Origin of the sequence: Streptomyces sp. HNM0645 (assembly GCF_030056615.1) — a bacterium.
Classification (GTDB): Bacteria; Actinomycetota; Actinomycetes; order Streptomycetales; family Streptomycetaceae; genus Streptomyces; species Streptomyces marianii.
In genome coordinates this window covers 13,833-35,839 of record NZ_JASHLT010000061.1, presented here as the reverse complement: position 1 = coordinate 35,839, position 22,007 = coordinate 13,833, and the positions used below count along the sequence as shown (strand labels likewise).

Annotated in this window: 15 protein-coding genes and 1 pseudogene; 7 read left to right on the top strand and 9 right to left on the bottom strand. The window is 68.0% G+C overall.

Translation table 11 applies throughout. The features are described from left to right. Positions 1-388: 388 nt before the first annotated feature. From QMZ92_RS31545 to thyX, 3 genes are all read right to left on the bottom strand, one after another. Entirely contained in the window at positions 389-2,074 is a 1,686-nt protein-coding gene (locus QMZ92_RS31545; protein WP_283300986.1) for a ribonuclease J, read from the bottom strand. A 125-nt stretch (positions 2,075-2,199) separates the two neighbouring features. Next, on the bottom strand, positions 2,200-3,099 hold the full coding sequence (dapA, locus tag QMZ92_RS31540) for a 4-hydroxy-tetrahydrodipicolinate synthase (RefSeq protein WP_283300985.1): 900 nt from the start codon (positions 3,097-3,099) through the stop codon (positions 2,200-2,202). Between the two features lie 191 nt (positions 3,100-3,290). Then, complete coding sequence (gene thyX, locus QMZ92_RS31535; RefSeq protein WP_283300984.1) at positions 3,291-4,028, bottom strand: FAD-dependent thymidylate synthase; 738 nt, start codon at positions 4,026-4,028, stop codon at positions 3,291-3,293. Positions 4,029-4,219: 191 nt separating this feature from the next. Here thyX and QMZ92_RS31530 point away from each other — a divergent pair, with 191 nt between their 5' ends. Further along, on the top strand, positions 4,220-4,456 hold the full coding sequence (locus QMZ92_RS31530; protein ID WP_283300983.1) for a hypothetical protein: 237 nt from the start codon (positions 4,220-4,222) through the stop codon (positions 4,454-4,456). Positions 4,457-4,579: 123 nt separating this feature from the next. Further along, complete coding sequence (locus QMZ92_RS31525) at positions 4,580-5,131, top strand: SCO5741 family PH domain-containing membrane protein (protein WP_283300982.1); 552 nt, start codon at positions 4,580-4,582, stop codon at positions 5,129-5,131. Between the two features lie 220 nt (positions 5,132-5,351). Here QMZ92_RS31525 and QMZ92_RS31520 read toward each other — a convergent pair whose 3' ends face one another. The 6 genes and pseudogenes from QMZ92_RS31520 to eccD form a co-directional block, all read right to left on the bottom strand. Beyond that, complete coding sequence (locus QMZ92_RS31520; protein ID WP_283300981.1) at positions 5,352-5,804, bottom strand: tetratricopeptide repeat protein; 453 nt, start codon at positions 5,802-5,804, stop codon at positions 5,352-5,354. A 9-nt stretch (positions 5,805-5,813) separates the two neighbouring features. Continuing rightward, entirely contained in the window at positions 5,814-6,566 is a 753-nt protein-coding gene (dapB, locus tag QMZ92_RS31515) for a 4-hydroxy-tetrahydrodipicolinate reductase (protein ID WP_283300979.1), read from the bottom strand. Between the two features lie 37 nt (positions 6,567-6,603). Beyond that, positions 6,604-7,958 (bottom strand): annotated as a pseudogene (locus QMZ92_RS31510) (M16 family metallopeptidase); the annotation flags it as partial. A gap of 107 nt (positions 7,959-8,065) precedes the next feature. Then, positions 8,066-10,291: a polyribonucleotide nucleotidyltransferase gene (locus QMZ92_RS31505; protein ID WP_283300978.1), complete on the bottom strand. Its 2,226-nt coding sequence runs from the start codon at positions 10,289-10,291 to the stop codon at positions 8,066-8,068. Positions 10,292-10,572: 281 nt separating this feature from the next. Further along, positions 10,573-10,860, bottom strand: coding sequence for a 30S ribosomal protein S15 (rpsO, locus tag QMZ92_RS31500; RefSeq protein WP_283300977.1), 288 nt, complete (start codon positions 10,858-10,860; stop codon positions 10,573-10,575). Between the two features lie 162 nt (positions 10,861-11,022). Then, positions 11,023-12,495: a type VII secretion integral membrane protein EccD gene (gene eccD, locus QMZ92_RS31495; protein WP_283300976.1), complete on the bottom strand. Its 1,473-nt coding sequence runs from the start codon at positions 12,493-12,495 to the stop codon at positions 11,023-11,025. 184 nt (positions 12,496-12,679) lie between these two features. On the opposite strand from eccD, the gene eccCa reads away from it, so the two are divergent. From eccCa to QMZ92_RS31470, 5 genes are all read left to right on the top strand, one after another. Continuing rightward, complete coding sequence (eccCa, locus tag QMZ92_RS31490) at positions 12,680-16,633, top strand: type VII secretion protein EccCa (RefSeq protein WP_283300975.1); 3,954 nt, start codon at positions 12,680-12,682, stop codon at positions 16,631-16,633. Between the two features lie 108 nt (positions 16,634-16,741). After that, complete coding sequence (locus QMZ92_RS31485; protein WP_283300974.1) at positions 16,742-17,221, top strand: hypothetical protein; 480 nt, start codon at positions 16,742-16,744, stop codon at positions 17,219-17,221. A gap of 70 nt (positions 17,222-17,291) precedes the next feature. Next, complete coding sequence (locus QMZ92_RS31480; RefSeq protein WP_283300973.1) at positions 17,292-19,667, top strand: hypothetical protein; 2,376 nt, start codon at positions 17,292-17,294, stop codon at positions 19,665-19,667. A 45-nt stretch (positions 19,668-19,712) separates the two neighbouring features. Next, a complete protein-coding gene (locus QMZ92_RS31475) occupies positions 19,713-20,795 on the top strand; it encodes a hypothetical protein (RefSeq protein ID WP_283300972.1) in 1,083 nt (360 codons plus the stop codon). Between the two features lie 599 nt (positions 20,796-21,394). After that, positions 21,395-21,940: a hypothetical protein gene (locus QMZ92_RS31470; RefSeq protein ID WP_283300971.1), complete on the top strand. Its 546-nt coding sequence runs from the start codon at positions 21,395-21,397 to the stop codon at positions 21,938-21,940. The last annotated feature ends 67 nt before the right edge of the window (positions 21,941-22,007 follow it).

Genomic DNA, 22,007 nt, shown 5'->3' with positions numbered 1-22,007 from the left:
ATGGACGGGGTATCAACATATCTGGCGTTGACTTTTGGCACGCTGTTGAGTTCTCAAGGAACGGACGCTTCCTTCGTACTCACCCGCAGAACATTCTCTGGGGCTTTCCTCCGGGCGCTTCCCTTCGGTGTTTCCAGCCTAGCAGATCCGATTTCCGTTCCGTTCCCGGTTCGGAATTCATTTCCGGTGGCCGTTGGAGGGCCTTTCGCCTTTCGACGCATCCGACTTTATCAGAGATTCTCAGTCGGATTTCCCGCTCCGTTGCGGAGACCTTTCGAGCGCACATCGGCGCACCGGTTTCCCTCGGGCGGAGACGCCAACGTACTGGAGCGGGGCGGCCCGATGCAAATCGAGGGCCTGCCCCGCTCCGGACGCAGCCGACGAGTCGTCAGACCTCCACGACGACCGGCAGGATCATCGGCCGGCGGCGGTAGGTGTCGGAGACCCACTTGCCGATCGTGCGACGGATGAGCTGCTGCAACTGGTGGGGTTCGGCGACTCCGTCGGCGGCGGACTTCTGGATGGCCTCCTCGATCTTGGGCATCACCGCGTCGAAGGCGCCGTCCTCGATACCGGAACCGCGGGAGTGGATGTTCGGTCCGCCCACGACCTTCCCCGTCGTCGAGTCGACGACGACGAAGACCGAGATGATGCCTTCCTCTCCGAGGATGCGGCGGTCCTTAAGGGAGGCCTCGGTGACGTCGCCGACGGAGAGACCGTCGACGTACACGTACCCCGCCTGGACCTTGCCGCTGATCCTGGCCTTGCCCTCGACCAGGTCGACGACGACGCCGTCCTCGGCGATCACGATGTGGTCCTTGGGAATTCCGGTGAGGGCACCGAGCTCGGCGTTGGCGCGGAGGTGGCGCCACTCGCCGTGGACCGGCATGAGGTTCTTCGGCCTGCAGATGTTGTAGAAGTACAGCAGCTCGCCTGCCGAGGCGTGGCCGGAGACGTGGACCTTGGCGTTCCCCTTGTGGACGACGTTGGCGCCCCAGCGGCTGAGCCCGTTGATCACGCGGTAGACCGCGTTCTCGTTGCCCGGGATCAGCGAGGACGCCAGGATCACCGTGTCGCCCTGCACGATCCGGATCTGATGGTCCCGGTTGGCCATGCGGGACAGCGCCGCCATCGGCTCGCCCTGCGAACCCGTGCAGATCAGCACGACCTTGTCGTCGGGCAGGTCGTCGAGCGTCTTGACGTCCACGACGAGCCCGGACGGCACCTTGAGGTACCCGAGATCTCGGGCGATACCCATGTTGCGGACCATGGACCGGCCGACGAAGGCGACCTTGCGGCCGTACTCGTGAGCCGCGTCCAGGATCTGCTGCACACGATGGATGTGGCTGGCGAAGCTCGCGACGATGATGCGCTTCCGGGCGTTCGCGAAGACGCCGCGCAGCACGTTCGAGATGTCCCGCTCGGCGGGGACGAAGCCGGGGACCTCGGCGTTGGTGGAGTCGGACAGCAGGAGGGCGATGCCCTCCTCGCTCAGGCGTGCGAAAGCGTGCAGGTCCGTCAGACGTCCGTCCATCGGGAGCTGGTCCATCTTGAAGTCGCCCGTGTGCACGACCATGCCAGCGGGGGTGCGGATGGCGACCGCGAGCGCGTCCGGGATGGAGTGGTTGACCGCGATGAACTCGCAGCCGAAGGGACCGACGTGCTCATGCTGCCCCTCCGCGACCTCGAGGGTGTACGGACGGATGCGGTGCTCCTGGAGCTTGGCCTCGATCAGGGCGAGGGTCAGCTTGGAGCCGATCAGAGGGATGTCCGGCTTGAGGCGGAGCAGATAGGGCACACCGCCGATGTGGTCCTCGTGACCGTGCGTGAGCACGATTGCCTCGACGTCGTCCAGGCGGTCCACGAGGGTGGTGAAGTCCGGCAGGATCAGGTCCACGCCGGGCTGCTCCTCCTCGGGGAAGAGGACACCGCAGTCGACGATCAGGATCCGGCCGTCGTACTCGAAGACGGTCATGTTGCGGCCGATCTCTCCGAGACCGCCGAGTGGCGTGACCCGCAGGCCACCCTTGGGGAGCTTCGGCGGAGCGCCGAGTTCGGGATGCGGATGACTCAAAAGACTCTCCTCACGACGCGCGCCACGTACCGCTTGGGCACGTGGCGCGCATGACATTCGTGCACTTGCTGTTGTCGTCCGGTCGTTCGTATTCAGTTGGACGTATTCAGTTGTGAAGTCTGTGGTTACAGCTGTACCCCGCCGGCCGTGAGATCGATCTTCAGCTGGGCCGTCTCGGCCTCGCTGAGCTCGACGAGCGGGAGCCGCAGCGGGCCCGCGGGCAGGCCCTGGAGGGCGAGCGCGGCCTTCGTGGTGATGACTCCCTGGGTGCGGAACATGCCGGTGAAGACGGGGAGCAGCTTCTGGTGGATCTCGGTCGCCTTCTGCACGTCGCCGGCGGTGTAGGCGTCGACCAGGGCACGGAGCTCCGGAGTGACGACGTGGCCGACCACGGAGACGAAGCCGATGGCGCCGACGGACAGCAGCGGCAGGTTGAGCATGTCGTCGCCCGAGTACCAGGCGAGTCCGCTGCGGGCGATGGCCCAGCTGGCACGGCCGAGATCGCCCTTGGCGTCCTTGTTCGCGACGATCCGCGGGTGGTCGGCCAGGCGCACGATCGTTTCGGTGTCGATCGGGACGCCGCTGCGGCCTGGGATGTCGTACAGCATCACCGGGAGTCCGGTGCTGTCGGCGATGGCCGTGAAGTTCCGGTACAGGCCCTCCTGCGGGGGCTTGTTGTAGTAGGGGGTGACGGCCAGCAGGCCGTGCGCGCCTGCGCGCTCGGCGGCACGTGCCAGTTCGACGCTGTGACGGGTGTCGTTGGTGCCGACCCCGGCGACCACGTGCGCCCGGTCGCCCACCGCCTCGAGGACGGCCCGGACGAGCTGGTCTTTCTCCGCGTTGCTGGTGGTCGGGGACTCACCGGTGGTGCCGTTGATGATCAGGCCGTCGTTGCCTGCGTCCACCAGGTGGGTGGCGAGCCGCTGCGCGCCGTCGAGGTCGAGCGCGCCGTCCGCCGTGAACGGCGTGACCATGGCGGTGAGGACCCGCCCGAAGGGGGTCTGCGGAGTCGAGATCGGTGCCATGGGTAACACGCTACTCGCTGCTCAGCGCGGAGGGTCCCCTTGGGGGGGGACGTGACGTATCCCTGCTCAGTGGAGCCCGGCACTGCCTGCTCGGGGGTTCAGGCAGTGCCGGGTCCGTTTGATCAGCCTAGATGAACTTCTCGAAACGCCGCAATACGGACACCGAGTAAGGCTGACCGTACATCTGTGCCCTACGGGGCCACCCGGCCATTGGCATTGAAGGCCGCGTAGGTCAGGGGCATGAGCCTGGCCCAGTGCTCCTCCATCCTCTCGCCGACCATCTCGATCTCCCGCTGCGGGAAGGACGGGACCTTGGCCATCTCGTGCTGGGTGCGCAGTCCCAGGAAGTGCATGAGCGAGCGGGCGTTGCAGGTCGCGTACATCGACGAGTAGAGGCCGACGGGCAGGACCGAGCGGGCGACCTCGCGGGCCACACCCGCGTCGAGCATCTCCTGGTAGGCCTCGTACGCCTGGCGGTACGAGTCCTCCATCACCCGTCCGGTCAGCTCCTGCTGGGCCTGTGTGCCCTCCACGAAGACGTACTTGCCGGGGCGGCCGTCCTGCACCAGTTTGCGCGACTCGTCCGGCACGTAGAAGACCGGCTGGAGCTCCCGGTACCTGCCGGACTCCTCGTTGTACGACCAGCCGACCCGGTGGCGCATGAACTCGCGGAAGACGAAGATCGGGGCGCTGATGAAGAAGGTCATCGAGTTGTGCTCGAAGGGACTGCCGTGGCGGTCCCGCATCAGGTAGTTGATCAGCCCCTTCGACCGTTCCGGGTCCTTGGAGAGCTCGTCCAGCGACTGCTCGCCCGCGGTCGATACCCGGGCCGCCCACAGCACATCGGAGTCGCCGGCGGTGTGCTTCACCAGCTCGACGGTGACATCGCTGCGGAAGCTGGGCTTGATGTCGTCGGGGTTCCGGGTCACCGGCGGGGGTCCTTCCAGTCGCGTCGCACGGGCGGCGACCATTCTCTACGGTCGCTCGTTACAACGACGAGCGGGGGCCGAGCGTCCCGGTTCCCACCCCGGTCGATTCGCTGGATTCGGGCACCAAACTCCGGTTATACGCGTCTGTACCGGTAGCCACGTTTCGTCACACACCCCGAGGGGGCTGCGCCATGTTCCGCCGGCGAGAAGCCGTTCCGTTCGCGTTCGTCGCCGAGGCCGACCGCTTCCGCAGCAATGTGGCCCCGCCACCCCGGCGGCGGCCCAGCGCATCCCAGCTCGTCGGCCGTTCGCTGATCGGTCTGACCGTGGTGGCCGGGCTGGTCGGGTCGCTGCTCTTCGGGCTGCCGGCGCTGGAGGCTCCGGTCTCCCCCAAGGCCCCGAGCCAGGCCAAGGAGGAGGGGCGCTGACGCCCCCACCCCGGCAGGCCCGCCGGGAAGCACCCCCATGGCCCCCCTGGAGTGGCCGGTCGCCGGTTGCCTCGGTAGCCTCACCGGTCACAGCCCCGAAGTGGTGACGAGTGAGGACCAGCCGTGCCCCTGCCCTTTCTGACGGCGGACCGTGCCTTTGACGCCGCAGACGACGATGTCGCACTGCCGTTCGATGATCACGATCTGTGGCGACGTCCGTACCGTCCCGGCCCCTGGCGGGTCGGCGGGGCGGCCCTGCTCCTGCTGCTGGCCTCGTTCGTACTGTTCGCGGCCATGGTCATCGCCTTCGCCGGTGCGCTGCCAGGAGCGGCGGTCTGCGTCGGCATCGCCGCGTTGCTCATCTGCGGCGCGCTGCGCGTCCTGCGCATGGGTACGTGGGTGAGCCGGCACGGGCTGCGGCACGTGGCCGTGGTCTCGACCACCACACTGCCGTGGGCGAGGGTGAAGGCGCTGCGGACCGTGCAGCAGCCGGTGCGGTGGCTCGGGCTGCCGCGTACGGTCCAGGGCCAGGCGCTGGTGCTCGTGCGGGAGGGGGACGAGCCGCTCACACTGCTCACCGATCACAACGGGGACTTCCTGTCGCGCGTCGAGGCCTTCGACCGCGCGGCCGACACCATCGAGGCGTGGGGCGCGGAGTACGGCCCGCACCACTGAGCCGGGCCCGCCCCCTGCTCACGAGCCCCTTCGCACGAGCCCTCTTCGCGCGGGCAGCGGCCCGGGACGCACCCGGGCCGCCGTCGCGTCCGCGCCCTCCCCGATCCGCCGATCGCAGACAGGCAGGCGCCATGCGGGGGCGGTCCGACGCCCACCTTCTCAGGTCGGTCACCCGACGAACGGGCCCACGTCAGGCCCGGACGGCGCCGGAGAAGCCGTATCAGGCCCCGAACGGCCTGCCCTCGTGGAGCGCGATCGCGCGCTGCATCGCCTTGCGGGCCCGCGGGGTGTCCCTCGCGTCGTGGTAGGCGACCGCGAGCCGAAACCAGCAGCGCCAGTCGTCCGGCGAGTCCTCGGTCTCCGCACGGCGCTTGGCGAAGACGGCATCGGCGGAGTCCCGGTCGATACGCCCGCCGGGCGTACGGACCAGCTCGTCGACGGGCAGTCCCTCCTCGGCGTCGAGCTCCGCCGCCAGTGCGTTGGCCTTCCTGACGAACTGGGTGTTCTTCCAGAGGAACCACAGGCCGATCGCCGGCAGGATCAGCACCGCCACGCCGAAGGTCACGGTGAGCAGGGTGCCCTGCTCGATGAGCAGCAGGCCCCGGCTGCCGACCAGGACGAAGTAGACGACCAGAACGGCGGCCGTGACGAAGTACGTGATCTTGGCGCGCACCGGGGATCCTCAGCCGAGGTCGAGGTAGTTCTCGAGGCCGAAGGTCAGCCCGGGCGTGTCCACCACACGGCGCACCCCGAGCAGGACGCCCGGCATGAAGCTGCTGTGGTGCAGGGAGTCGTGGCGGATGGTGAGGGTCTCGCCCTCACCGCCGAGCAGCACCTCCTGGTGGGCGAGCAGGCCGCGCAGCCGTACGGCGTGCACGGGCACCCCGTCGACGTCCGCGCCGCGCGCGCCGTCGAGGGCGGTCACGGTGGCGTCCGGCTGAGGGGCGCAGCCGGCCTCGGCGCGTGCCGCGGCGATCAGCTGCGCCGTGCGGGTGGCGGTGCCGGATGGAGCGTCCGCCTTGTTCGGGTGGTGCAGTTCCACGACCTCGACCGACTCGAACCAGCGGGCGGCCTGGGCGGCGAACTTCATGGTGAGGACGGCGCCGATGGAGAAGTTGGGCGCGATCAGCACCCCGGTCTCCGGTGAGGCCGCCAGCGACGTGCGCAGATGCGTGAGGCGCTCGTCGGTCCAGCCGGTGGTGCCGACGACGGCGTGGATGCCGTGGCGCACGCAGAAGTCGAGGTTGCCCATGACCGAGGCAGGGGTGGTCAGTTCGACGGCCACCTGGGCGCCGGTCTCGACAAGGGTCTCCAGCTTGTCGCCCCGGCCCAGCGCCGCGACGAGTTCCATGTCGTCGGCGGCTTCGACGGCTCGCACGGCCTCGGAACCGATGCGGCCCCTGGCGCCGAGGACGGCCACGCGCAGCTTGCTCATTGCTCTGCTCTCTCTACGGGACAACGGGACAGCGGGACTACGAGACTGATGTGTGCAGGCGGTCCGCCTGCTTGTCCTTCAGCGGGCCGATGACCGACAGCGAGGGCCGCTGCCCCAGGACCTCCCTGGCGACCGCCCGGACGTCGTCGGGGGTGACCGCGGCTATGTTCGCCAGCATGTCGTCGACGGACATCTGGGCACCCCAGCACAGCTCGCTCTTGCCAATACGGTTCATGAGCGCGCCGGTGTCCTCCAGACCGAGGACGGTCGAGCCGGAGAGCTGGCCGATGGCGCGGTCGATCTCGTCGTCGGCCAGACCCTCGCCGGCGACCCGGTCGAGCTCGTTGCGGCAGATCTTCAGCACGTCGTGCACCTGGTTGGGCCGGCAGCCGGCGTAGACGCCGAAGAGTCCGCAGTCGGCGAAGCCCGAGGTGTACGAGTACACGCTGTACGCGAGGCCGCGCTTCTCCCGGACCTCCTGGAACAGGCGCGAGGACATACCTCCGCCGAGCGCGGTGTTCAGTACGCCGAGAGCCCAGCGCCGCTCGTCGGTACGGGCGAGGCCGGGCATGCCGAGGACGACGTGCGCCTGCTCCGTGCGGCGGTCGAGGACCTCCACACGGCCCGCGGCCCGCAGTTTCCGCCGGCCGTCGCGCGGGGCGACCGGCCGGGCGTCCGTGCGGGTCAGGGCGCCGGCCTGCTCGAAGGCCTTGCGGACCTGGCGCACGACGGTCGCGTGGTCGACGTTTCCCGCCGCGGCGACGACCAGATGGGTCGGGTCGTAATGCTTGCGATAGAAGCGGGTGATCTGCGAGCGGTTGAGCGCGTTGATCGTGTCGACGGTGCCCAGCACGGGGCGGCCGAGGGGGGTGTCTCCGAACATGGTGCGCGCGAACAGGTCGTGCACGACGTCGCCCGGGTCGTCCTCGGTCATCGCGATCTCCTCGAGGATGACGCCGCGCTCGGCGTCCACGTCCTCGTCGAGGATCAGCGAGCCGGTGAGCATGTCGCAGACGACGTCGATCGCCAGCGGCAGGTCCGTGTCGAGCACCCGCGCGTAGTAGCAGGTGTACTCCTTCGCCGTGAAGGCGTTCATCTCGCCGCCGACCGCGTCGACGGCGGCGGAGATGTCGAGGGCGGAGCGCCTGTGCGTGCCCTTGAAGAGGAGGTGCTCCAGATAGTGCGTGGCGCCGTTCAGCGAGGGGGTCTCGTCGCGCGAGCCGACATGGGCCCAGATACCGAAGGTCGCGGAGCGCACGGACGGCAGGGTCTCGGTGACGATGCGCAGCCCCCCGGGGAGGGTGGTCTTGCGAACCGTGCCGATGCCGTGCTCGCCCTGGAGAAGCGTTTGGGTACGGGCGACGGCCCGCGCCTCCGAGGAGGTGCGGGCCGNTTGCGAACCGTGCCGATGCCGTGCTCGCCCTGGAGAAGCGTTTGGGTACGGGCGACGGCCCGCGCCTCCGAGGAGGTGCGGGCCGTCGCCCTGGCAGTACGGGACGTCACTTGTCGGTGTCGTCCTTCTTCTCGCCGTCGTCGGCGCCGTCCTCGCCCTCGATCACGGGGATCAGGGAGAGCTTGCCGCGCTGGTCGATCTCGGCGATCTCGACCTGGACCTTCTGGCCCACACCCACGACGTCCTCGACGTTCTCCACGCGCTTGCCGCCGGCGAGCTTGCGGATCTGCGAGATGTGCAGCAGGCCGTCCTTGCCCGGGAGCAGGGAGACGAACGCACCGAAGGTGGTGGTCTTGACGACCGTGCCCAGGTAGCGCTCACCGACCTCCGGCATGGTCGGGTTGGCGATGCCGTTGATCGTGGCGCGGGCGGCCTCGGCCGCCGGGCCGTCGGCGGCACCGATGTAGATGGTGCCGTCGTCCTCGATCGTGATCTCGGCGCCGGTGTCCTCCTGGATCTGGTTGATCATCTTGCCCTTGGGGCCGATGACCTCGCCGATCTTGTCCACGGGGATCTTCACGGTGATGATCCGCGGGGCGTTCGGGGACATCTCGTCCGGGGTGTCGATCGCTTCCATCATCACGTCGAGGATGTGGAGGCGGGCGTCGCGGGCCTGCTTGAGGGCCGCGGCCAGGACGGAGGCAGGAATGCCGTCCAGCTTGGTGTCGAGCTGGAGGGCGGTGACGAACTCCTTGGTACCGGCGACCTTGAAATCCATGTCACCGAAGGCGTCCTCCGCACCGAGGATGTCGGTGAGGGCGACGTAGTGCGTCTGGCCGTCGATCTCCTGGGAGATCAGGCCCATGGCGATACCGGCGACGGGGGCCTTCAGCGGCACACCGGCGTTCAGCAGCGACATGGTGGAGGCGCAGACCGAGCCCATGGACGTCGAGCCGTTGGAGCCGAGGGCCTCGGACACCTGACGGATCGCGTACGGGAACTCCTCGCGCGTCGGCAGCACCGGCACGATGGCGCGCTCGGCGAGGGCGCCGTGGCCGATCTCGCGGCGCTTCGGCGAACCGACGCGACCGGTCTCACCCACGGAGTACGGCGGGAAGTTGTAGTTGTGCATGTAGCGCTTGCGGGTCACCGGGGAAAGGGTGTCCAGCTGCTGCTCCATACGGAGCATGTTCAGGGTGGTGACGCCCAGGATCTGGGTCTCGCCACGCTCGAACAGGGCCGAGCCGTGCACCCGCGGGATGGCCTCGACCTCGGCGGCGAGCGTACGGATGTCCGTGACGCCGCGACCGTCGATGCGCTTCTTCTCCTTGATGACGCGCTCGCGGACCAGCGACTTGGTCAGCGAACGGTACGCGGCGGAGATCTCCTTCTCGCGGCCCTCGAACTCCGGCAGGAGCTTCTCCGCGGCCAGCGCCTTCACACGGTCGAGCTCGGCCTCGCGCTCCTGCTTGCCGGGGATGGTGAGCGCCTGGGCGAGCTCGTTCCTCACCGCGGTGGTCAGGGCCTCCAGGACGTCGTCCTGGTGGTCGAGGAAGACCGGGAACTCGCCGGTCGGCTTGGCGGCCTTGGCGGCCAGGTCGGCCTGGGCCTTGCACAGGACCTTGATGAAGGGCTTCGCGGCCTCGAGGCCGGCGGCGACGATCTCCTCGGTCGGCGCCTCGGCGCCACCCTTGACGAGCTCGACGGTCTTCTCGGTGGCCTCGGCCTCGACCATCATGATCGCGACGTCGCCGTCCTCGAGGACGCGACCCGCGACCACCATGTCGAACACGGCGTTCTCGAGCTCCGAGTGGGTCGGGAAGGCGACCCACTGGCCGTCGATCAGTGCGACGCGGGTGCCGCCGATCGGGCCGGAGAAGGGCAGGCCGGCCAGCTGCGTGGAGCAGGAGGCGGCGTTGATCGCGACCACGTCGTACAGGTGGTCGGGGTTGAGCGCCATGATCGTCTCGACGATCTGGATCTCGTTGCGCAGGCCCTTCTTGAAGGACGGGCGCAACGGCCGGTCGATCAGGCGGCAGGTCAGGATCGCGTCCTCGGACGGCCGGCCCTCACGGCGGAAGAAGGAGCCGGGGATCTTGCCCGCGGCGTACATCCGCTCCTCGACGTCGACCGTCAGGGGGAAGAAGTCCAGCTGGTCCTTGGGGTTCTTGGACGCTGTGGTGGCCGACAGCACCATGGTGTCGTCGTCCAGGTACGCCACGGCGGAGCCGGCGGCCTGCTTGGCCAGGCGGCCCGTCTCGAAGCGGATGGTGCGGGTGCCGAAGGAGCCGTTGTCGATGACGGCTTCGGCGTAGTGGGTCTCGTTCTCCACCAGCGATATCTCCTCGTCTGCGTCCTCCGGCCCGCGTGGCTGGAGGACGGTGGCGGAGAAGCGCGCCTTGCGTGCGGGCCGGTCTTCGATCGAAGCACCCGGTCGGTATGGCTTCCGGGGGCCACTACCGAGGACCGGCGGCGGAGGGGCGCTCCTCCTCGTTCGGTATTCCGTTGTCGGTATTGCGTCGTGCGACCAGACTACAAAGCGTCTGTGACTCTCCGCACGTACAGCAAAGGGAGCGGCCCCCTGGAAGTGGGAACCGCTCCCTTCACATCGTCCTACTTGGCGCCCGCGGCACCGCGGCGGATGCCGAGGCGCTCGACCAGCGTACGGAAGCGCTGGATGTCCTTCTTGGCCAGGTACTGCAGCAGCCGGCGGCGCTGGCCGACCAGGATCAGCAGACCACGGCGGGAGTGGTGGTCGTGCTTGTGGGTCTTGAGGTGCTCGGTCAGGTCCGAGATGCGGCGGGAGAGCAGCGCGACCTGGACCTCGGGGGAGCCGGTGTCGCCCTCCTTGGTGCCGAACTCGGACATGATCTGCTTCTTCGTGGCGGCGTCGAGAGACACTCGGTACTCCTCTTGGTGTTCGATGCGCCTGCGAGTGCCCCTGGTCTTGGTCTCAGGGGAGCTTCCGTGACTCGGAGGCGAAGGCGCGATGGGCGCTGCGCCCAGAGCCTGCGAGGCTCCGGGGATCGCGTACACAAACGGCCGTCACACAGAGTACCAGTGTCACGAGCTGGTCAGAGACCGGGCCCGGTCGTAGACGTCCAGCACGGCCAGGCAGAGCGGAACCAGCGAGAGCAGCACCGCACTCTCTGTGAGATCGAGCAGCCGGCCCCAGAACGGCGAGAGACCCTTCCTCGGGACGATCAGGCCGATGGCGGTCACGAGGGCGGCTCCGGCCGCGACAACCGTGCTCAGCCAGATGGTGCGGGTGTCCAGACCGCTGCGGTCCCCGTACACCAGGAGCTCCCTGACCAGGTCGGACGGCGGGTTCAGGGCCAGGCCGAGGACCAGTAGGGCGATCGAGGAGATTCCCGCGACGAGGGCACAGACGACCTGCGAGGTGTAGCGGAAGAGCCGGGCCCGCAGCAGCATCGCGAGGCCGGCGGCGAGGGCGAGGAGCTGGCCCCAGACATTGCCCGAGAAACCCAGGACGGCCGCGGAGCCGACAACGACCGCGGAACAGCCGCCGACCAATCCGAGCAGCATCTCGTGGCCACGACGCGCCTGGGCGGCGATGCGCTCGGCGTCGACCGGCTGGGCCTCGGGGATGTCGTGGGGGTCGGTGTCAAAATCGTCCGCGGTGGCCGTCCGCGGGGAGGCGTAGCCGATGGGGAGACGAGCGAAGCGTGCCGACAGGCCCGGCAGGAAGGCGACGAGGCCGACGACCACCGGGACGCAGACCGCTGCGGCCATGGTGGCGGAGGCCTCGGTCACGATCAGGACGAAGGTCGCCAGCGTGCCGACAGCGGCCAGGAAGGTCGCGGCGACGAACGAGGCATCCCCGCTCGGGGTGAGGACGACCAGGGTGACCGCGGCGACCAGGACTGTCACACAGCCGATCAGGAACTGCAGTCGGCCCGGGCCGTCTCCGGTGGGCTGACCGATGATCCCGGAGCCCGCGATCAGCAGCAGCGGGAGCGCGCCGAGGCCGAGGGCCGCAGCCGTGGCCCTGTCGCCGTACACCCTGGCCCGCACGCCGGAGAACGCGGTGAGCAGGAGACCTGCCGCGCCCGCGATGACTCCGGGCAGGCCGTGCATATCGTGCCGTACGGGATCGGCGAACCAGAGGACGAAGCCCACGAGGACGAGCAGCAGCACCCCGCCGAACCGTCCGGCGCTTCGCAACAGGTCGTCGCTCCACAGATGACGGTCGCGGGTGACGGCGGCGGCGACGGCATCGGAGACGTCGTCGAAGACGGCGGGCGGCAGCGACTGGGCGAAGGGCCGCAGGCTGAGCACCTCGCCGTCGAGCACCTGCTGGGCGGCGAGCGTGCGGGCACCGTCCAGGACGGTGCCGTCGCGACGGACCAGGTGGTAGCCGGTGGGGGTGCCCGCGGACTGCGTCTGCCCGGTGAGCCGGAGGATCTCCGGGTAGACGTCGGCGGCGGCGATGTCCTCGGGGAGGGCGACGTCGATCCGGCTGTCCGGTGCCACGACAGTGACACGGCAGAAGCCGGTCGCTGCGGTCGTACTCACGTGTGGGACCCCCTGATTCGCGGTTGCGCACGATGCGCGGACACCCTACCGGTACTTGGTGCGACCACCTGCAAGTAGGATCACCGTCGCGCGGAGGGAGTCCGCGAAGCAAAGGCAGTCAACGGGGGCGCCGGAGCGGTTCGTTGCCTCCGACTTCCGTCCGTACCGAGGGATTGATGTTCCGGTGAGCCAGATCGTCGTCAAACGACCGCCGAGGTCCCTTCCCCCTGAAGTACCCGCGGAGGAACTGAAGCTGGAGTCCCCTCCCGAACTGCCGCGCGGGCAGCAGGAGGGCATGCTGATGCAGGTTCTCCCGATGCTCGGCATGGGCTCCTCCGTCGTCTTCTTCTTCATGCCGGGCGCACATCCGTTCATGCGGGTCATGGGCATCCTGATGCTGGTGTCGACGGTTGCGATGGTGATCGCCCAGATCGTCAGATTCAGGAAGGGTACGCAGGGGCAAATCGCAGATGTCCGGCGCGACTACCTCAAGTACCTCGCCCAGACGCGACGGACGGCCCGCAGGACCGCGCGCCGGCAGCGCGACGCGCAGCTGTATCTACACCCCTCGCCGGAGCAGCTCTGGTCGGTGGTGGCCGAGGGTTCACGGGTGTGGGAACGGCGTGTCGGCGACAAGGACTTCGGGCAGGTGCGGATCGGGCTCGGCGCACAGCAACTGTCGACACCGCTCATCGCGCCGGAAACGGCTCCGGTGGACGAGCTGGAACCGCTGTGCGCGGGGGCCATGCAGCGGTTCCTGGCGGTGCACGGCTCCCTCGACGGGCTGCCGATGGCCGTTTCGCTGAGGGCGTTCTACCACGTGACGGTGTCGGGCGAGCCGGAGTCGGCGCAGGCGGCGGCCCGTGCGCTGGTGTCGCAACTGGTGACGCTGCACTCACCCGAGGACCTGATGGTCGCGGTGGTGGCGGCGCCCGGAGCGGTGGCGCACTGGGACTGGACGAAGTGGCTGCCGCACACCCAAGTCCCCGGGCAGGTCGACGGGGCGGGAACGAGGCGGCTCTTCGGCGACGACCTGGGCGAGCTGGAGCAGCTGCTGCGCGGCCGGCTCGACGGGCGGCCCCGGTTCAACCGCGACAGCCCGCCGGTTCTCGACCAGCCGCACATCGTGGTGGTCCTGGACGGCGGCATGGTGCCGCCGGACTCGCTGTTCGCAGCGGCCGAGGGGCTACAGGGCGTCACCGTCGTCGAGGTGGTCTCCGGTGAACTGGACGAGCAGCGCGGCGGGCTCTCAGTGATCGTACGACCCGGGCGGCTGCGTCTGGAGTCGGGAACCGGCTACGCGTACGAGGGCGTGCCGGACGCCATGTCGCCGGAGGCCGCCGAAGCCCTGGCCCGGCAGCTGGCGCCCTTGCGGATCGGCGGGGGCGACGACGACGAGCCGCTGCTGGCCAACCTGGACTTCACGGACCTGCTGAACCTGGGCGACGCGGGGGCGGTGGACGTGGCCCGGACCTGGCGGCCGAGGTCGACGGCCGAGCGGTTGCGCGTGCCGATCGGTGTCGGCGAGGACGGCCTGCCGGTGATGCTGGACCTCAAGGAGGCCGCGCAGGAAGGCATGGGCCCGCACGGGCTGTGCGTGGGTGCGACCGGTTCCGGCAAGTCGGAGCTGCTGAGGACGCTGGTGCTGGGGCTGGCGGTGACGCACTCGTCGGAGACGCTGAACTTCGTCCTCGCCGACTTCAAGGGCGGTGCGACGTTCGCGGGCATGTCGCAGATGCCGCATGTGGCCGCCGTTATCACGAACCTGGCCGACGACCTCACGCTGGTCGACCGCATGGGCGACGCGATCCGCGGTGAGCTGCAGCGGCGACAGGAGTTGCTGCGTTCGGCGGGCAACTACGCCAACATCCACGACTACGAGAAGGCGCGCGCGGCCGGCGCGCCGCTGGAGCCACTGGCCTCCCTGGTTCTGGTCATCGACGAGTTCTCCGAACTGCTCACCGCCAAGCCGGACTTCATCGACATGTTCATCCAGATCGGCCGTATCGGCCGATCGCTGGGTGTGCATCTGCTGCTCGCCTCGCAGCGCCTGGAGGAGGGCAAGCTGCGCGGTCTGGACACCTATCTCTCTTACCGGATCGGTCTGCGGACCTTTTCGGCGGCGGAGTCTCGCACGGCGCTCGGTGTACCCGACGCCTACCACCTGCCGCCCGTTCCCGGCTCGGGCTACCTGAAGTTCGGTACGGACGAGATGACCCGCTTCAAGGCGGCGTACGTGTCGGGTACGTACCGGACGGGCGGACCGCAGCTGTCTGCGGACCAGCTTCCGATCGAGCGACGGCCCGTCGTCTTCACGGCGGCGCCGGTGCCGGTCGTGTACGCCGCACCGGACCCGGCTCATCTCACGGCGCCGCAGAAGACCGAGGACGAGGCACTCGCGGACACGGTGCTGGACGTGGTCGTGCGCCGGCTGGAGGGGCAGGGCGTGCCCGCCCACCAGGTGTGGCTGCCGCCGCTGGACCAGGCGCCGTCCCTGGACCAGCTACTGCCGGGGCTCGCGCGGACCGCGGACCGCGGCCTGACCGCGACGGAGTACACCCGTCCAGGTGGTCTCGTCGTGCCGTTGGGTCTGATCGACAAACCGTTCGAACAGCGGCGTGAGGTGCTGCACCGGGACTTCTCCGGTGCAGCGGGCCACATGATGGTGGTCGGCGGTCCGCAGTCCGGCAAGTCGACGTTGATGCGCACGCTGATCTCGTCGTTCGCCCTCACCCACACCCCGAGCGAAGTGCAGTTCTACGCACTGGACTTCGGTGGCGGAGGGCTGTCCTCACTCGCGGACCTGCCCCACGTCGGTGGTGTCGCGTCCCGGCTGGACCCGGAGCGGGTGCGGCGTACGGTCGCGGAGGTCATGGGCGTACTGAACCGCCGTGAGGAGTTCTTCCGCTCCCACAACGTCGACTCCATCGCCACCTACCGCCGCAGGCGGGCGACGGGCGAACTACCCGGTGAGGTGTGGGGCGATGTGTTCCTGATCATCGATGGCTGGGGCACCTTCAGGAACGACTTCGAGGGTCTGGAGTCGATGGTGACCGACATCGCGGCCCGCGGTCTCGGCTACGGCGTGCACATCGTGATCACCGCAGCCCGGTACATGGAGATCCGGGCAGCGATCAAGGACCAGATGCTGGGTCGGCTGGAACTGCGCCTCGGCGACGTGATGGACTCCGAGTTCGACCGGAAGGTCGCGACGAACGTCCCGACGGGGGTCCCGGGCCGCGGCCAGGTGCCCGAGAAGCTGCACTTCATGGGTGCGCTGCCGCGCATCGACGACTCGAGCAGCGCGAGTGACCTCGCGGAGGGCACGGCCGCGTTCGTACAGGCGGTACGGGCGAGCTGGACGGGACCTGGTGCGCCTGCGGTGCGGCTGCTGCCGCGCGAGTTCCCCTCGGATCGGCTGCCGAAGGGGTTCGAGTTCCCTCGGCACGGCGTCGCGATCGGTATCGACGAGACCAGACTGGAGCCGGTGTTCGTCGACTTCGAGACCGACCCGTTCTTCCTGGTGTTCGGTGAGAGCGAGTCCGGCAAGACGAACCTGCTGAGGCTCATTGCGAAGCAGATCGCCGAGCGGTACACGCCCGAAGAGGCGAAGCTCGTCGTGGGCGACTACCGGAGAGCGCTGCTCGGCGCGCTGCCGGAGAGCCATCTGCTGGAGTACGCGCCTATGGCGAGTTCCATGCAGATGCACATGGAGGCTCTGTCAGGCGTGTTCGCACGGCGCCAGCCGCCGACGGACGTGACGCCGCAGCAGCTGCGGGACCGGAGCTGGTGGACGGGCCCGCAGATCTTCATCATCATCGACGACTACGACCTGGTCTCCACCAGCTCCGGAAATCCGCTGTCGCCGCTCGCGGACTACCTGCCGTTCGCCCGGGACACGGGTGTCCGCTTCATCATCGCCCGTAACACGGCGGGCGCGTCCCGCTCGATGTACGAGGCGTTCATGCAGCGCATCAAGGAACTGGGCGCCCAGGGCGTGGTCCTGTCGGGCGATCCCCAGGAGGGCGACCTGATCGGCAGCGTCCGCCCGAGGCCGATGCCGCCGGGCCGCGGCTACTTCGCGTCGCGCAAGGGCGGGGTGTCGCTGGTGCAGCTGGGACAGATGCCGGACCTGTGACGGAAGCCACGGGTAGGGAGACCCGGCCGCTCCACCCGACGCACCTTCAATTGACAACGAGCATCCGCCGCCCGAGGCGGCACCGGATGACATGAACGGGGAGAGAACATGGGATTCGAACAGGAGTGGAGCCGGCTGCGCACGGAGGCGACGCAGGCGGTCGACAATCAGTCCTCCAGCATGCAGCTGAACCAACTGGCTCCGGACGGCGGCGGTTCGGCCGCTCCCCCCAGCCCGCTGGCCCCCGGCGGCAGCTCCGGCACGTTCGGGTCGACGCCGGCTCAGAAGAGAGCCGCCGCGAGCAAGATCGAGAACGACCTGAAGCCCACCACTCAGTGGGCCTCCGACCTCGCCGACGAGTCGACGAACAACGCCATCACCGGCTTCGGCGGCTGGGACACCTGCGCAGGCCTGAAGAAGGTCAAGACAACCTGGGAGACCCAGGTCAAGATGCTCCTCGGGCGGCTGGAGCGGGAGCAGAACGCACTGCTCGGCGCACGGAGCATGTTCCTGCGCAACGACGTCGCGACGTACGACGGCTTCGGGCCGCTGAACCGCAAGTCGGGCCTGGACGGCCTGGGCCGATGAGCATCGTCTGAGGCGATGACCAGGCACAGCGACAAGTCGGCCGGGAACTGAGCAGAACGGGGAACAAACAGTGCTCACATACAAGGAAGTCACCACCACCAAGTTCGGCCACCTCACCACGGCGGCCGACAAGTGGGACGAGGTGGCACGCGAGTTCAAGAAGGTCGAGACCAGCTACGGCGACAGCGTCCAGAAAATCACGATGGGCCCGGACTGGACCGGCGTCACCGTGAGCACCGCCTACACGAACTTCGCCGCCACCCGCTACGAGTACGCGGCGGCACAGACGCAGGCGAAGGCGATAGCCAAGCTCCTGCGTGACGCGCACGAGCAGTTCACTGAGCTCAAAGGCCGACTGGACTCGATCATCAAGGCCGCCCAGGAAGATCACATGCTGATCGACGAGAACGGCGTGGCCACGCGCGACCCCAAGTCCATCAGCCGCATGGAACAGAACGAACTGTCCCACGTCCCCGAGGCCCAAGCAGCCAAACGCAAGCGCGAAGAAGCCTGGACCAAGCGCATCAAGGACGCGGTTCAGGCGTTCGACGACGCCGACGGGGGCGTGAAGATCGCCCTGGAAGGAGTCGTCAAGGACGAGGGGTACGGCGGCAACGACGAGACGGCCGGCGTCGGCTTCAACGCCAAGGCGCAGGGCGACATCGAGGAGTACGAGGCGCGCAACGCCACGGACATCGCCACCAGGATCAACAGCGGCGAGCAGGTCTCCGCGGCGGACGTGGCTGAGCTCAACCGGACGCTCCGTGACAACAACAACCCCGCTTTCGCCCATCGGACGGAGTTCGGCCAGACCTTCCTCAACAGGCTGGGCGCTGAAGGAACGATCACGCTCGCCAACAAGCTGAACGACCAGGCGCACTCGGACAACAAGAACAAGGGCGTCTACGGCGAGGCGAACCACAGCCTGGCCAACACGCTGGCCACCGCCACCCGCGTACCGGACTTCAAGGACGCCGACGGCAAGAAGCTCGTCTATGGCACACCGGCCTATAAGGACGAGTTCGCTAAGTGGTCTCAGACGGACGAAGCCAAGTTCTACAACGACTTCCGGATCGACCTGCAGAAGGCCGGAGTCGAGAAGTACGACCTGGACGTCGCCGGCGACAAGATCGCCATCGGTCGGGGCCACGACCAGGAGATCCGGGGTTATCAGGGTCTTGTGACCCTCATGCAGCAGGGCAGCGGCTACTCGCCCCAGTTCCTCGGCGACCTCACGGACGACATGATCGCCGCTGAGGGCAAGGACAAGGACATCTGGGACCTTCACGGCAAGTTCGAGGGCAAGGATGACGGCTGGTTCGCCAACGACCCGGTCGACGGCGCACTGAGGGTGATGAGCCGTGACCCCGAGGCGGCGACCGGCTACCTCGACCCGGCGGCCGACGGCGACAAGGACCGGCTGAAGTACCTCCTGAAGGACCGCGACTGGGACATCGTCAACACGACCGACTGGCGCGTCAACATCGAGGTCACGGGCAAGGACGCCTCCGACGTGGACGTCCGGTCCGGACTGGGACTGGCGCTGGAGGCGGGCACCACCGGACAAGCGCCGGGCACACCGGCGGAGCTGGGGCGCCACTCCGACGCTCAGGCACGCATCATGCACGACACCGTCAACCTGCTGGACTACGGCGTAGCCGAGGGCAAGCAAGGCGACGAGAAGCGTCTGGGCAGGGCCGACGAGCTCCTCAAGAGCGATGGGTTCGCCAACATGCGGGATCCGCTCGCCCGTGCGTTCGCCGCGTACTCACCCGACGTGGTCGACATCATCGCCGGTGAAGGGCCAGGAGGCCGGACGGGCAAGGGCGACGAGCTGGCAGACGGTGACGAATCACAGATCCAGAACAGTCGGGGTAGCCTGCTGCGCCTGATGCGTGGCGTCTCTGACGTGCCCGATGGTTCAACGGAAGCCAAGAACTTCGACCTGATCTACCAGGCGCAGCAGGGCTATATGGCCGAGCAACTGGCCGACGGCGACTTCTCCAACCCCAAGACACTGGAAAACCGCGCCCAGCGGATCGGTGAAGTCTTCGGAACGATCACAGCGGTCGGCGGCGACCTCGATCTGGGACAGCGGGACGCCGCCAACTCCGAGGCCGGCGACAAGCGCTTCTACGGCTACCACATAGGTGGCGGCGCGATCACGGGCATTCCCGTCATCGGTGACATCGCCCAGCGTTCGGTAGACATCTCGCTCAACCAGTGGATGACGGCGGTGCAGGCCGAGAACGGCATGCTGGCGCGTGAGAAGCTCAGTGCACAGAACGACGCCGCACATGACGCGCTCGACAAGTTCTTCGCGGAGTGGAACACCAACACCCACACCACGGACTCCGAGTCTCTGAAGGTTGTCCAGAACGAAGCCCGACAGAGCTACAACGGATCCCGCGAGATCGCCTTCGATGCCCTGAGGGAGCGCAAGTAAGACGCAACCCGCCACATCCGCACCTGCACAGAAAGTCTTCCCTCGATGAAGAGCAAGCGTATTGCGGCCCTGGTCACGACCGGCGTTCTCACCTTGACGACAGCACTTGGGCTGTACTCGTGGTGGAACACCAACCTGTTCGGCGACGACAGTTTCTGCAACGGGAAACTGACGCCGTCGGACCTGGCGTCGGCATTGGACACGCAGGGACGGATTTCCAGCGTTTCGTCATCTGGTACGACGGGCCTGCCTGAATTCCGCTGCACGGTCGAGCGCACGAGTAAATTCCTGGGTGCCGAGCCCATGAAGGTCGATGTGCATACCGCGGTGTATGCCCCGGACTTCGCCTTCCAGACGAGGACCTGGAAGAGCCCAGCCACCTTGTCCTATCTCTCGGGGAACGTCACGGGCGCTGTCTCGGCGGATCGCGGCTGGGTCATGCTCCCGACCTCGTGCCGAGACAAGGCGGGCTTCCTCGGACTGGGCCGGCGGCGTCTCCCGGCGGAACATGAGGTCACCGTGGTCGAGGCGCGTCTGGAACGCGGCACGGCGGAGCCATCCAAGCTGGCCGACCTGCTTGTCAAGGCGGCCGCACGCGTCACCGAGAGTGCGGGCTGCTCCCTCGGCGCGGGGGATACGCGACCCACCTTGCAGGGCCCCGGTGAGGAGAAGCAGCTAGACACGGCTTCGGCATGCGGAATGCAGGGCTTCGCGGTCCCGGCCGATGCTCTCATCGACGGGGAGGTGACGCCCGGTGCGGAACGTGTCAGCGGGACTGCCTCCGCTTCCTGGACCTGCGATCTGCGTTTCTCCGGTTCGGCGGAGGCGGAGGTCTCCTTCTCCACGACGTCCGACCCCAGCATCGTGAACGATGTCCTGCGGCGGACGCCGGGCTGGAAGGACCTGCCGCAGGGGCAGGGTGAGATCGACGGCTACAGCCGGGCCATCCTGAAGTGCAGCGGGAAGGATGTCTACTTCGGTATGCGCCAGGATGACACGTACACCTCCGTTCTTCTCGACGAAGGGAAGGGCCGTTGGACCGCGGTGTCCCAGGCGATGTTCCAGTCCTTCCTCGACGCGGCGGGAAAGCAGTACGGCTGTCCCGCGGTTAAGGTCCCTCGCAGCTGATTCCACTCGGTAATCACGCCCCGGCGGAGAACCGATACGAGTCGAGCATCATCCACATCCGGCACACCAATGGCCGAAGCCTCGCACAGAGGGATGGCTTCGGCCCTGGTTTCTGCATGGCCACGACTGCGGGACGGGCACCACGCAGAGGTACTGCCCGATACCACCAACTGACCCCTGTCTACGTGGAACGAGGAGAGCCATGCTCGAGACAACGCCCGCGGGTTCGGGGACTTGAAAGAACTCACACTCGACCCCGCGCTCAGCCTCCCTCTCGCCACCGCGCTCGCGGACTATGCCCTCGACGTCCACGAACAGTATCTACGTGCAAATTCAGGCACCTGGCAGATCACCGTCAGAATTTCAGACGGACTCCACCTCATACCGAAAGTGACAGATCAATGATTTCCCGTATCCGGCCTGTGTTTCGTTCCTTCGCCGTCCTGGCGATAGTCGCCGGGTTTGTGACCGGTTGTGCAAAGGATGAAGGCGGCACCACGCCTACCGACAGCGCTGCCTCGAGCAAGGACGCCGGCGCTGGGGAGGTCGGTGGGTCGGGCGGTGGGGCGACGCAGATCGTCAAGAGCGCCAACACGGCGATGCGCGAGACCACTTTCCACTCCTCCGGCACCACCACCGCGTTCGGTGGCGGGAAGCAGGAGATGTGGTCGGACCCCGAGCAGGGGTTCCGTTTGGAGGCGTCGGGAGGCGGTACGTCCGGCGAGATGTACTGCAAAGACGGCACGACCTACACGAGCGCCCCGCTCTTCGCGGACGCGTTGAAGCAGCGGGGGCAGCAGATCACCGTGCCCGACGCCCTTACTGACGTCTTCGTGACCACCGAGTCCGGTCAGGGCTGCGACGTGTACTACACGATCTCCGAGACGGCGGAACTCGCACCGGAAAAGGACCGGAAGCTCGACGGCAAGCAGACCACAGCCGTCCGGGTCTCCGCCGGGGCGGCGGAGGACACCTACTTCATCGAGAGCGGCGCCTCGCATCTGCTCCTGCTGGAGTCCTCGCGCGACGGGCGGACCAGCACGACGACGTACGACTCGTTCGGGGACAAGTTCTCGATCACCCTGCCGCCGAAGGAGAAGACCATGTCCATGTCCGAGTTCCGCAGCCAGGTCATGGGTGGCTGACACGCAGGGTAAGCCGGCGGGTCGTGCTCGTCGGCCGTTCTTGCACCACGCCGCCTCGACCTGCGGA